Raw genomic sequence first — 12,444 nt, 5'->3', positions numbered from 1 at the left:
TGTCTCACCATGTCAGATAGGGTTACCTTCACCTATTCAAATAGACTCTTCAGGGTTTTGTAATGAAGATGAAGACGAGTATGGTTGTGGAACAATACCGCAATTTTATCAAGGCAAATTATATCAAGGTATGTCATATACCTTCAATGAAGGTATATGCGATAGAGAGATCTATACCATTGAAAATGGCGAAACAGAAAATCAAATTATGTGGAGAACAAAACTCCATGAGCCATCCATGTTTGAACTTCGATACGAATATGATCAATCAGGCTTCTACTATAGAAACAGTAGAGATGATATAAATTTTGGTTATAGCAAAACTTGTAAAAAAACCAATCAGCTTGAAGACATAGATATCACATACATCCCAAAATTAAATCGTATAAAACGTTTTACAGCTATAGATGATATTATTCACTCAAAAAACTACCTCGATTGCCCCATCCCTGTGCCAGGGATATATGAACTGATAGAAAATTATCAACATTTTAAATTTGATACATTCATACGTTTGAGGATAAGCGAAGATATTGTAGAAGATTTGTTCGATAAATGGGCAAAGAACAATAGCTTTATACACGTGGAGTTTATGTACATCACTGGATTAAACGGACTTTATAATTTAGAAATATTTAATGATAAAGAGGTTTTTAATAGTTTAAAGGAGCTACGTCTCGAAGAAAGTGAGGTGCTACCCCAAAAAATTGAGCAGCTGAAAAAATGTAGTAATAACTTTAAATTAGTTATCTATAAATAGATCTATGAGGGCTAAATTGATATTTTTAATATTAGATGTGCATTATCAAACAGACGTGGTACAAAAGCTGGACAGCGCTAAAGTAGCTGGCATACGTTTTCAAGGTATAGAGACTAATGAGATATTAAGTGAGCATACTGTCAACGTGAACAATGTTGCGCCTTATGAGTCAGGACAATTTTATAAACGAGAATTGCCTTGCTTACTGGCTTTAATTAACCAGATTGATGAACCCTTTGATGCAATTATCATAGACGGCTATGTATTTTTAGACGGTGTTACCAAAGCAGGATTGGGTAAGTATTTATACGATAATCTCGCTAATAAAAAGCCTATCATCGGTATTGCTAAAAACCATTTTTACGACATTACTGAAGACTATGCCGTTTGGCGAGGAATAAGTAAGAACCCAATATATGTAACTAGTATTGGTATAGAAATCACGAAGGCTAAAGAGATGGTAAGTAGGATGGGTGATGACCATCGAATGCCCAAGATGGTTACTTACGTAGATAAACTAGGCCGTGTCATCAATTAGGATATCTATACCTATTGAAATAATTTGCGCTACAGCCAAATCCTCAATAGATAGCAGCCCTTATTCCCATAACGGGGCTTATGGTAAATAGTTTTAGATCGATAAAAGTAGGATTCAGAAGTATTTGGGCTATAAATCGCTAAGACATATGAAGTTTTTTTATTACCGTCAAGCTGTGTAACTAAAAGCTCCTCAGTTAGTATCTACAGATTTGATAGCAGGGGGCAGCGTGGGGTATGCTGTTAAATCTCTAGAACCAAACTTGGGAAGTTTTAATCAAGCGGCGTTGCAATAAAACTCATGATGAACCTGTCTAGGTGACTTCATTCCCAAACCCTTGTGAGTTCTAGTTTGATTGTATTCAGGCTCAATATACAACTTGTAAAACTTTACTAAAGCTTATCAGGTTATTATTTTAATAAGTAATTTTAGAAAAACTTATTTAATTTAATTGATGTAGAATTAAACAAATGTACTTACCGTACTATAATTTCCATTTTCTGTACTGATCCTTATTAAAAAAGGAGTTTTTATGAAAAAGCTTGCCGCTTGTCTTGGTTTTGCCTTGGCTTGTATCTCTACCTCTCATGCCCAAACCATCGCTGGTTACAGCTTTGAAAAATACCCTGCTAAAATCTATAACGGTAAACAAGCGCCCTTAAAATTAGGTGACTGGAGCTCTTTTCGTACTCGTCTGAAAGCAGCTCATAAAGAGGGTGACATTAACTTCGCGGGTAACTATATCGTAACAACTTGGGGCTGTGGTACAAGCTGTGTGTCAGGGGCTATGATTGATAAACGTACTGGCAAAGTATACGATATTCCACTGGGTGAAACTGAGGATAGTATCACCCCTTATGAAAGTGGCGCAGAATGCTTCGCAGACGGAGCAGAACTCGATGATGACGAACGTTTGGCTTTCTATTCCAATAGCCGCTTATTTATCAGCCGCAATTGTGAAGGCGAGAAAGTCAACGAAACCACCGGTAAACAACTTATCACCTATTATGTCAATATTTGGGATGAAAAGTCCAAGACATTCAAACTAAAAAAGGTTCAGCAATCTAAACTCGTTACAGTGGACTACAGTGAATTTTAAACCAAGTTTTTTCTGTATTTACCTTTTAAAGCCAAGTTTTTAGCCTAAACTTAGCTCATACTACTCCCTATCTTTTTTAGATGCCTTAGTTTGGGCTATCTTGACGAAAGAAATCAACCACCTCAACATTGTAGTAGCACACTAAATTTGGACTGCATTTAAGAGAAGATATATTGCATACGAAAAAGCCAGACAACCTAAGTTGTCTGGCTTTAATATTTTGAACGACTTATCTATGATTATGTTCCCGCCACACAGCATGCTCACATACCTCACAGCACCAACTGTCTTTTGAGCGCATATAAGGAATGTCTGCTGGTATCTGTAAAGGGCACACATAACCACAGTATTCGCATCGCACATCATCTAAATAAGCAAAACACTCACCGATTGTCTCAAACAGTACTCGAGTGCTTATTCTATACTTCTCACAGATGGTTTCTACATGCACGATATAATCACTTGCGTTATCATATGACCAGTAATCCTCACAGATTCTTAAATCGCGTGCGTTCTGCGTCATATTCGGCTGAAGCTTTACACTCATCACATTCTCCTTAGTAGCCGACATAGTGAGAGTGCGGTAGTAGCTCATAAAGCTCGCTCTGAAGCTGACAACGCATATCCTCAATCACATAGTCAAAACTCACATCCAAGCGCTTCTGTACCCATACACGCATCGCCATATCGTTATCAAAGCAGCATTTCACTCCTAAGAAACGTGCGAGTTGATGACCAGATGAAATATACAACTCACGCATCAATGCATTAGCAATAAGGTTTGCATCTGTACTGATTGCACCATCAGGTTTAAACTCACCAAACAGCTCCTCATAATTGATAATTGTCATATTGACGCCTCCTTGTCAGTTTGTGCATTAGAGCTATTCGATGCGCTTGTCAGTTTCTCCTTACTCGCTAGTAGCAAATTATCCATCGCTGAGCCATCTTGACGGGTGATATCAGGTACGTAGCGGCTATACACCCGAAACAGCATCTCCGTACTACTGTGACCCATTTGCCGTGCAATCCATTCAGGATTCTCACCAGCAGCCAGCCAAAGCGTCGCTGCCGTATGCCGAGTCTGATAAGCCCGCCGATGTTTCAAACCGAGGAGGGCAAGGGTGGGTTTCCATACCCTTCTATTAACATTACGGTATTCCATCGGATTGCCTTGTGAGTTGCAAAACACAAACTCTGACTTACCAAAGGTGCGCGTCTTCTGCTCTAGCAAGGCATCATAGACCAACTGTGACATCGCAATATCACGTTGTGAACCTAACGTCTTAGTCGGGCCCATCTCACCATTTACTAATGCACCACGGATACTGATCTCACGCCGATCAAAGTTAATACAGTCCCACTTCAGTCCATCAATCTCACTGGTACGCATTCCTGTAAAAAAGCGAATGGTGTAGTAGGGCCTATAATCAGCTCGGACATGCTTTAAAATCAGCCATACTTCACTCAGTGTGAACGGGTTTACATCTGGACGAGCTTGCTTGAGATTCTTAATATTTTTATAAGGCATCTCAAACTCATGGCGATCTGACGCTTCTTCTAGTATCATACGAAGAAGTATCATGATCTGATTGATTCGTGCTACTGACAGACTTGACTGACCCTCTTTACCGTAACGAACTTTGGCGAGAGAGCTACGGAAGGTCAGCAAGTCTGGTTTTTTTATGGCATGTACCGCTTTGCCACCAAACTCAGGTAGCAAGTACTTGTTCAAAATAATCTGCGTCTTTTGCCGATAACTCGGCCGCCATTCAATCTTCTTCTCCTCATACCAAATCTCTGAAAACTGCCTAAAGGTAGGGTTGCGACTGATACAAGCTTCCGCTCTATCAGCCAGTGCGGTCATCTCTTTTAAACGTGTACTCTTTGGAAAGTAAGCGCCATAGTCAAAAATGCCTAGGGTTATTTCTGCTTCCATTTTTTTCAAAACAGTCGCTAATTTTTTTCTGTTAGCTGGGTTATCTTCCAAACTAGTCTTTTCTCGACAACGTATACCTAGATAGTAGAAGTCGGCGATTAGTTTGCCAAACCGTCCTTGTATAGTAGCCATAGTAATTCTCCTTTTATTACTGAAGTGCCATACCGTTGATGGCGCTCATAACCGGCTTACACATATCTTCTTCAATACGCTCCCAGACATATAAAATCTTGCGACCGCCGAAAGGGCGGATGTAATGAATGTTCTCAATCAAAACAGTGTCTTTCATTTGATTGCGGATAGTACGTGGGTCGTACTTGATACGTTCGGCTAGCTCATCAGTTGTTAAATAAGTATTGCTCATGATATTTACCTCTTTTCAGTTATTAAGTCATCGCATTAAGTGATAGAATAAAAATTATTTTATCAACCTGTAAAAATGCATCTTGAAGGAATCAGTTAATATTTACCCGCTTAGAGGTAATTAATAACCGATTTGTGTACTATATTATCTTTTTACCTCAATGTAAAGCATTTTTACCCGAAAAGAGGTATTAATTATGATTGTGTCTAAACTTCCTGTGATTCTGGCAGAGAAAAAACTGCGCGTAGCAGATGTTGTAAGAGCAACAGGCATGAGCAAATCAACGCTTCATAAACTATATAATGAAGAGTCCTCAAGAATTGATTTCAATACTATTGACCAGTTATGTGAGTTTTTAGATGTGCAGGTGGGTGACTTATTTATTTACAAGCCAAATGTTAAAGATGATGATGAAGAATCTTGAAAACTATCAAACAGAAAATATATATGCAGAGAAATAAGTGGCAAAGCCATATATACAAGGCACTTCAAAGCATAGAATTAAGGTTGGGGTTATTTTTTATATTTACTTTTCCATGATTTGGTCACGTTTTGGTCACGCTATGAGCTCAATTTATAAAAGCAGTGGAAAAGCAAAAACGATGCTAATAAAATATTTCTTAGCATCGTTTTTTATAAAGGTAAGAATAATAAGTTGGGGTCGATTACAAAATCAGTGTTTATAGCGTGGACACGAAATGGTCACGTTTTGGTCACGGTGCTGATTTTTGAGCTTTTAATATGTTAGTTAAACTTAGCAATTAGACTGAGTCACTCATACTGAAAAACACTACAACCCCCGAAAATTGGATAAAAAAAAGCCTCACTGTTAAGTGAGGCTTTTTAAGTATTTGGAGCGGGAAAAGAGATTCGAACTCTCGACCCCAACCTTGGCAAGGTTATGCTCTACCACTGAGCTATTCCCGCTAATTATCAATTAACTATCGTCAGTTGATGAAGGCGTATTATACGCAGTTTTTCGAAGGTGTCAATACCTATCACGAAAAAAAGTAAAAGTTAGCACATTAGCTATGTCATCCGCCCCTCATCGTATGTTATAACAGATAGTTATATTCTACATTCCAAAAGCTTTGCATTGAATAAATAAGCTGGGATGCGGTTTATAGTGAACAACCATCATATACACCATTATCAATACTTATAATGATAAGTCATAAGGATAAAAAATGAGTCAACAATATACAATCGCTGATTACTTATTTGATCGTATCGCTGAAGCAGGTGCGACGGAAATATTTGGTGTGCCCGGTGATTTTAATTTAACGTTTTTGGATAACGTGATTGCTTCTGATAAATTGCGCTGGGTCGGTAACACCAATGAGCTAAATGCTGGTTATGCTGCTGATGGCTACGCACGCGAGCGTGGCTTTGCCGCTATGGTGACCACCTTTGGCGTGGGCGAGCTGTCGGCCATTAATGCCACGGCAGGCTCTTTTGCCGAGTATGCACCGGTACTGCATGTGGTCGGCGCACCAAGCACGGCGCTGCAAGATTCAAAACGCCGGATTCACCACACATTGGGTGATGGCGTATTTAATCATTTTATTAAAATGGTTGAACCCGTCACCGTGGCTCGCGCGCATATCACGCCTGATAACGCGGCCTCTGAGATTGATCGCGTCATTCGCTTGATTCTTAAAAAGCATCGCCCCGGCTATTTGTTATTATCACCAGATGTGGCAAAAACACCGATTTATCCACCAACGACCAAGCTTGATGATAGCCAAGAAGACATCACTAGCCAAGCAGCATTGGCCGATTTTAAACAAGCGCTAATAGAATTTTTACCTAACAAAACCACCACTTTGATGGCAGATTTGATGGTGCATCGTTTGGGGTTACAAAATCAGCTAAAAGCCTTAATTGCTGATACCGACATTCCTTATACCACGCTGTCATGGGGTAAAACCCTGCTTGATGAAAACAGCGAGCGTTGGGCGGGTACTTATGCAGGCGTGGCATCACGTCCTGTGGTTAAAGACGCAGTAGAAAATTGCGAATGCTTAATTAAAATCGGCGTGCAATATACCGATACTACCACTGCAGGTTTTAGCCAAGATATTGATGAAAAAGTCGTGGTCGATTTGCATTATGAGCGTGCGTCTATCAGCGGTCGAAACTTTGCGCCGATTGCACTAAAAGATGCTCTGCAAACCCTGCATGAAGTCATGACCTCGGGTATTGAGATTGTGCCTAAGCAATTCTGTAAAGAGATGAAGCCGCATGAGCAAAACGGCAAGGATGATGAGCCTATTCGCCAAGATGACTTATGGCACATCATCGCTGACTCTCTCGATGATAAAAACCTCGTGTTCTCTGACCAAGGTACGGCGTACTTTGGTATCAGTGATGTGCGTCTGCCAGAAGGCGTGACCTCTTATGGGCAACCGATGTGGGGCTCAATCGGTTATACCTTGCCAGCGAGTTTGGGTGGTGCTATCGCTTCACCGCATAAGCGTAGTATCTTATTGATTGGTGATGGCTCGGCTTTATTAACGGTGCAAGAAATCGCGGTAATGATTCAAGAGCGCATCAATCCGGTGATTGTACTGATTAATAATGACGGCTATACCGTTGAGCGGGCGATTCATGGTGAAAACCAACGCTACAATGACATTCCTAAGTGCGATTGGCAAATGATGCCAAAAGCTTTTGGGGCGACGGAAGAAAACAGCTTAATTATGAAAGTGGAAACCGCTGGCGAATTAAAAGCGGCGTTGAAAAAAGCCGCTGCCACCAAAGATAAGCTGGTGATGTTAGAGGTGATTGCAGATAAGCATGACATTCCACCATTATTGGCTGATATCAGCGCCGCCCTTAAACCTAAATAGCCCAAGTACTCTAATCTATTTTAAATTAAAATAGATTAATACTTTTTAATCACTTTATTTATTAAAAAAGCTTATAAAAAAATCCCTATTTGGCGTCATGCTAAATAGGGATTTTTTATGTTGTAGCATGGCAATTTTTATAAGATTAATAATTCGCGTGGCTAAGGTTCTACAGCGCTAATGATTTATTATCGACCATTTTGCGTGGAGTATTCGTTATCATGCTAAATTATGCGATTAACACGTGATAGGAGATGGGCCATCATGATTTGGCTAAAAATGCTTATTGGCGCTTTGATGGTATTACTGATTCAACTTTTTGCGCAGACGCGCTTCTTTTATTTGGCAGCCTTGGCACCGCTGTTTCCCACATTTACCTTAATTAGCCATTTTATTGTCGGCACTGAGCGTAGCCCTGCTGACTTAAAGGTGGCATTAATTTTTAGTATGCTGGGTGTCATTCCGCATCTTATTTATACCTTGGTGGTGTTTTTTAGCATCAGTTATGTCAGCTTATATAAGGCGCTTTTATTGGGCGTGGTCGCTTGGACAGTGGCAGCGGCTATCTTAGTGATTGCATGGCAATATATTCAAGCTTAATGGTGATTTAAAAACGGCAATATTTTCTACTATTCAAACAATAGAGTAAAAGTGGCTTTTTATAAACTGATGTTTTAGAAGCTGATAAAGCAAATCAAACGATTAATAAATGACTAATAAAGGATTTTAAGACGATTGCTATGAATATAGGTTCTCTAGCTTTGGTCAACGATGTTATTCTTAAGGATGGTTTTATTATTTTGTCTGCAATATCAAACACGATGCTATCCGCCGCAAAATAAGGTCAATATCAATATAAAGGTTAGTACTTAGATCAATACTATCGCAATCATTCCACTCGTTATCACTGATAAAATAGGGCTTAAAAAAAGATGGATACCTTAAATATCCTGTATTTCGTAGGAGCAGTATTAATTTTTGCCAGTATCATGGCAAGTACGTTATCGGCGCGTTTGGGCGTTCCTCTTTTGCTATTGTTTTTAGTCGTTGGGATGCTGGCGGGTGAAGAAGGCCTGTTAGGTATTGAGTTTTCTCAATACGGTCTTGCGAACTTTGTCGGGCAAGCGGCGTTGGCTTGTATTTTGTTAGATGGTGGACTGCGCACCTCTTTTAAATCTTTCCGAGTCGGGCTAAGACCAGCCATCACGCTTGCCACGTGGGGCGTACTGGCGACGGTCATGATACTGGGTGTGTTTGTCACGTGGCTGCTCGATGTCGATTGGCGCTTTGGATTATTGATGGCGGCTATTGTCGGTTCAACCGATGCGGCAGCGGTATTCTCATTGCTGCGTAATGGCGGGGTTAAGCTTAACGACCGCGTCCAAGCGACTTTGGAGCTAGAATCCGGTGCCAATGACCCGTTAGCTATTTTATTGGTGACGGGGTTGATTGCTTTAAATGTTGACCCTGCCGGACAGACAGCATTTGGCTTTTTAGGCTTGCTGTTACAACAGCTTAGCTTTGGCCTCGGTATGGGTTTGCTGTTTGGCTATTTATTGTCAAGGTTATTGCCCAAGGTACATCTAGCAGAAGGCATGTATGCCATCTTGATATTATCGGCTGGCTTGGCGGTGTTTGCAGCGACCAATTTAATTGGCGGCAGCGGGTTTTTAGCCGTTTATCTCACTGGGGTGCTGATAGGCAACCATAAAGTACGCTCAACCGAGCATGTTATGCGGGTGATGGATAGCTTTGCTTGGTTATCACAAGCGGTCTTGTTCGTCGTATTGGGTCTACTGGTCACGCCATCAAACGTGCTCAATGTTTGGTATTACTCGGTCGCCATTGCCGCCTTTATGATTTTGATTGCTCGTCCTATCGCCGTTTATAGCAGCGTCAAGCCTTTTAAATTTAAAGACAGAGAAATCGGCTTTATTTCTTGGGTTGGCTTGCGCGGTGCAGTGCCTATTACCCTTGCGATTTTACCAGTGATGGCAGGTATTGATGGCGCCTTTATGCTGTTTGATATTGCCTTTGGCGTGGTGGTTTTATCTTTAATTTTGCAAGGTACGACCATTCCCTTTATGGCCGATTTATTTAAAGTACGTATTCCCAATAATAAAGACCCCGAAGAAAAGCATGAGGTTTGGGTATCGGACAAAGCGAGTATTACGTTATATCAGTTCCAAGTAAAGTCAGGGGCGTTTGCGATTGGTCGCCATCCGATGGGCATCTCTAACCGCGTCAACCCTGATGAGATTAGCGTGTTTGCCTTGGTGCGCGGGCAGCAGATTGTCATTGTCGATGAAAATACCAAGCTCAAATTCGGTGATAGTATCTGGTATGCCATGCGCGGCAATCATGCCAGTCAGATAGCTAAGATTTTTAATGATACAACCTTAGACCGTAAAGCCATCGATGACTTTTATGGCGACTGGCTATTATCACCGAGCGTCAAACTGGGCGATTTGCCATTTTTTACTGGTGTCATGACCTCTGAGTCTTTGGTCGATAAGCTAAAATCTAAACCAGAAGACCACGAAAAAAGCATGTGGGAGCAAACGGTTGCTGAATATGTCAAAGACAGCTTGGATATGGCGCCGGTATCGGGTGACACGGTGGCGATTAACGATGAATGGTCACTGGTTATCAAAGAAGTCGATGATAAAGGTAAGCTTAGAACCATTGGTTTAAAACGCGAAGAGCTACCCAAGGCGGGGTAGCTGTTTGCCGTTGTTATTTATCGTTATTGTCTATACAAAGCTCGTGATTCTATAAAAGCCCCGTCATTTGCTGTAAAAAATCAGCGACGTGCTTATGTAGGTTTTCTCGATAAGCCCAATGATGCTTGACCTCGTAACTTGCCTCATTGGGCAACAGTATTTTCATCATCCCCATCTCTTCATAACGCTTTGCCAAGTCATTGGGCAAGTAGCCGACATGATGACCTGCCAAAATCAACTGCGCGGTCGCCTCCATATGGTAAGTGGTGGCGCTTAACGTTTTTGGGCGGACATGATTGATACTCAAATCGGTAATATAACCTCGTTTTATCCAAGGATAATTTTGTTCCAAATCCTCAAAGGTCAAACCGTCTGCCTCATAAAATAGCCGATGCTCGCGTCCGCAGCAGACGACTTGCTTTTCGATAAATGCTGGCTGAAAGGTCAATAAGGGTGGGAAGCTGCCAAAATAGCCCACGCCAATATCACTTTCATTGCTAAGTAACTTGTCGAGCATACTCTCAGGGCTTTGCACATCGATAGAAAAATGTATCAATGGATTATTACGATAGCTTGCTGCCAAGCACTGACGTAACGCATCATAAAAAACCGTTGGCATTTGATCGATAAGACATAATCGAATATGACCACCACGCACTGAATCCAGTTGCCGAATATAGTGCAGTTGATGCTGAAAGCTGGCCACCGCTTCGGTAAAACTTAAGCAAGCCTCGTAAACCGCGGCACCGTCCTCGGTGAGCTTAAAACCTGCGCGCCCACGATGACAAAGTGTCATACCCAAACGATCTTCTAAATGGGTTAAATGACCGCTGATGACAGATGGCGTGACATTTAAGCGTGACTGCGCGGCGGTCACGCCTTGGCACTCCACGATGGCCATAAAGCTCCGCAGGGTTTTGATGTCAATTTTTATTAATTCATCTAGCATCGAAAGTCATGTCCCCGTATCTATTCTCTTAACCGATTTTTTTATAAAACTTCTATAAATAACGAATAAATCAAAGTTACTACGAAAAATCAGAAGTTTACTTCTAAATTTTACCATGGTCTCGCCTCTGATATTTAGGTATTGTCAGAGCTATAGAAAAAGTGGCATAGATAAAAAGTAATATAGACAAATTGTCTGTTTTGACCAATCGATACAAGGATGTAAGTGATGAAATTCAATCAACCATTAAGCGGCAACGACATGCCAAGATTTGGCGGCTTCGCTTCTATGATGCGCCTGCCAACCCAAGCCGATGCTGAAGGGCTAGATGTAGCATTCGTTGGGGTGCCTTTAGATATTGGCGCCTCAAACCGTAGCGGTGCAAGATTGGGTCCGAGACAGATTCGCGATGAATCACGCATGATTCGCCCTTATAATGTCGCCACTCGCGCCGCTCCCTTTGAGTCCTTACAAGTCGCTGACATTGGCGACGTGCCTATCAATACCTTTAACCTGCTAAAAAGCGTCGATATTATTGAGAAATTCTATACCGATAAAATCGTCAGTCATGGCGCTATTCCTTTAACGTTAGGCGGTGATCATACGATTGCACTGCCTATTTTGCGTGCGCTTGCCAAAAAACATGGCCCTGTTGGTATGGTGCATATCGATGCGCATGCCGATATCAATGATGAGATGTTTGGTGAAAAAATCGCCCATGGTACGCCATTCCGCCGTGCTGTCGAAGAAAACCTCATCGATGGCAATCGCGTAGTCCAGATTGGTCTGCGTGGTACGGGTTATAGTGCTGAAGAGTTCGACTGGTCTACCGAGCAAGGTTTTCGCGTAGTGCCTGCTGAAGAATGTTGGTATAAATCACTGACACCTTTGATGGCAGAAGTGCGCGAAAAATTAGGCGCTGGCCCTGTTTATTTAAGTTTTGATATTGATGGTATTGATCCTGCTTTTGCACCGGGTACGGGAACCGCTGAAATCGGTGGTCTGACATCCACTCAAGGTATCGAAATCATTCGCGGTATGCGTGGACTTGATGTGGTTGGTGGCGATTTAGTAGAAGTGTCACCGCCGTATGACCCGTTTGGTAATACCTCGGTACTAGCCGCGAACCTGCTATTTGAGATGCTATGTATCCTACCGGGCGTGCGCTATGACGACAAAGTCAAAGCCATTTATTAATACTTAGTTTGAGACCTAATTTT

The 12,444-nt window shown here is 41.5% G+C and carries 13 protein-coding genes and 1 tRNA gene; 8 read left to right on the top strand and 6 right to left on the bottom strand.

Translation table 11 applies throughout. The features are described from left to right. The 3 genes from PG901_RS12915 to PG901_RS12905 form a co-directional block, all read left to right on the top strand. Positions 1-760, top strand: a 760-nt coding sequence (locus PG901_RS12915; RefSeq protein WP_271134671.1) for a hypothetical protein, incomplete at its 5' end; no start/stop codon positions are given. Between the two features lie 16 nt (positions 761-776). Further along, positions 777-1,298: an endonuclease V gene (locus PG901_RS12910; protein ID WP_238049381.1), complete on the top strand. Its 522-nt coding sequence runs from the start codon at positions 777-779 to the stop codon at positions 1,296-1,298. 532 nt (positions 1,299-1,830) lie between these two features. Beyond that, entirely contained in the window at positions 1,831-2,397 is a 567-nt protein-coding gene (locus PG901_RS12905; protein ID WP_238049297.1) for a hypothetical protein, read from the top strand. 229 nt (positions 2,398-2,626) lie between these two features. Here the strand turns inward: PG901_RS12905 and PG901_RS12900 are convergent, their stop codons facing one another. The 4 genes from PG901_RS12900 to PG901_RS12885 are packed head-to-tail and all read right to left on the bottom strand — an operon-like array spanning position 2,627 to position 4,700. Beyond that, complete coding sequence (locus PG901_RS12900) at positions 2,627-2,944, bottom strand: hypothetical protein (RefSeq protein ID WP_271134670.1); 318 nt, start codon at positions 2,942-2,944, stop codon at positions 2,627-2,629. A gap of 10 nt (positions 2,945-2,954) precedes the next feature. Further along, positions 2,955-3,248, bottom strand: coding sequence for a hypothetical protein (locus tag PG901_RS12895; RefSeq protein ID WP_045454372.1), 294 nt, complete (start codon positions 3,246-3,248; stop codon positions 2,955-2,957). Beyond that, on the bottom strand, positions 3,245-4,468 hold the full coding sequence (locus PG901_RS12890) for a site-specific integrase (RefSeq protein ID WP_238049299.1): 1,224 nt from the start codon (positions 4,466-4,468) through the stop codon (positions 3,245-3,247). Before PG901_RS12890 ends, PG901_RS12895 begins: the two co-directional genes overlap by 4 nt. A 16-nt stretch (positions 4,469-4,484) precedes the next feature. Next, positions 4,485-4,700, bottom strand: a complete 216-nt coding sequence (locus PG901_RS12885; protein WP_045454368.1) for a hypothetical protein — start codon at positions 4,698-4,700, stop codon at positions 4,485-4,487. A 196-nt stretch (positions 4,701-4,896) separates the two neighbouring features. On the opposite strand from PG901_RS12885, the gene PG901_RS12880 reads away from it, so the two are divergent. After that, positions 4,897-5,124, top strand: a complete 228-nt coding sequence (locus PG901_RS12880; RefSeq protein ID WP_045454365.1) for a helix-turn-helix domain-containing protein — start codon at positions 4,897-4,899, stop codon at positions 5,122-5,124. Between the two features lie 428 nt (positions 5,125-5,552). On the opposite strand, the gene PG901_RS12875 is transcribed toward PG901_RS12880, so the two are convergent. After that, positions 5,553-5,627: transfer RNA gene (locus PG901_RS12875), tRNA-Gly, on the bottom strand. 260 nt (positions 5,628-5,887) lie between these two features. Between PG901_RS12875 and PG901_RS12870 the strand changes: the two genes are divergently transcribed. The 3 genes from PG901_RS12870 to PG901_RS12860 all read left to right on the top strand — a co-directional run bounded on the left by PG901_RS12870 (position 5,888) and on the right by PG901_RS12860 (position 10,275). Continuing rightward, on the top strand, positions 5,888-7,552 hold the full coding sequence (locus PG901_RS12870) for an alpha-keto acid decarboxylase family protein (protein WP_271134669.1): 1,665 nt from the start codon (positions 5,888-5,890) through the stop codon (positions 7,550-7,552). Between the two features lie 264 nt (positions 7,553-7,816). Then, a complete protein-coding gene (locus tag PG901_RS12865; RefSeq protein ID WP_201565299.1) occupies positions 7,817-8,152 on the top strand; it encodes a GlpM family protein in 336 nt (111 codons plus the stop codon). 332 nt (positions 8,153-8,484) lie between these two features. Continuing rightward, positions 8,485-10,275 (top strand): potassium/proton antiporter, encoded by a 1,791-nt coding sequence (locus PG901_RS12860; protein WP_271134668.1) that lies wholly within the window; start codon positions 8,485-8,487, stop codon positions 10,273-10,275. A gap of 49 nt (positions 10,276-10,324) precedes the next feature. On the opposite strand, the gene PG901_RS12855 is transcribed toward PG901_RS12860, so the two are convergent. After that, positions 10,325-11,224, bottom strand: a complete 900-nt coding sequence (locus PG901_RS12855) for a LysR family transcriptional regulator (protein ID WP_201565297.1) — start codon at positions 11,222-11,224, stop codon at positions 10,325-10,327. A gap of 228 nt (positions 11,225-11,452) precedes the next feature. On the opposite strand from PG901_RS12855, the gene speB reads away from it, so the two are divergent. Further along, the gene (gene speB, locus PG901_RS12850; protein WP_011513879.1) at positions 11,453-12,421 is read left to right on the top strand and encodes an agmatinase; all 969 of its coding nucleotides are present in this window, start codon (positions 11,453-11,455) and stop codon (positions 12,419-12,421) included. The last annotated feature ends 23 nt before the right edge of the window (positions 12,422-12,444 follow it).

This window comes from Psychrobacter sp. ANT_H3, assembly GCF_027919975.1.
Taxonomy (GTDB): Bacteria; Pseudomonadota; Gammaproteobacteria; order Pseudomonadales; family Moraxellaceae; genus Psychrobacter; species Psychrobacter maritimus.
Note: the sequence above shows the minus strand (reverse complement) of the source record. Positions and strands in the feature narration are given on the sequence as shown.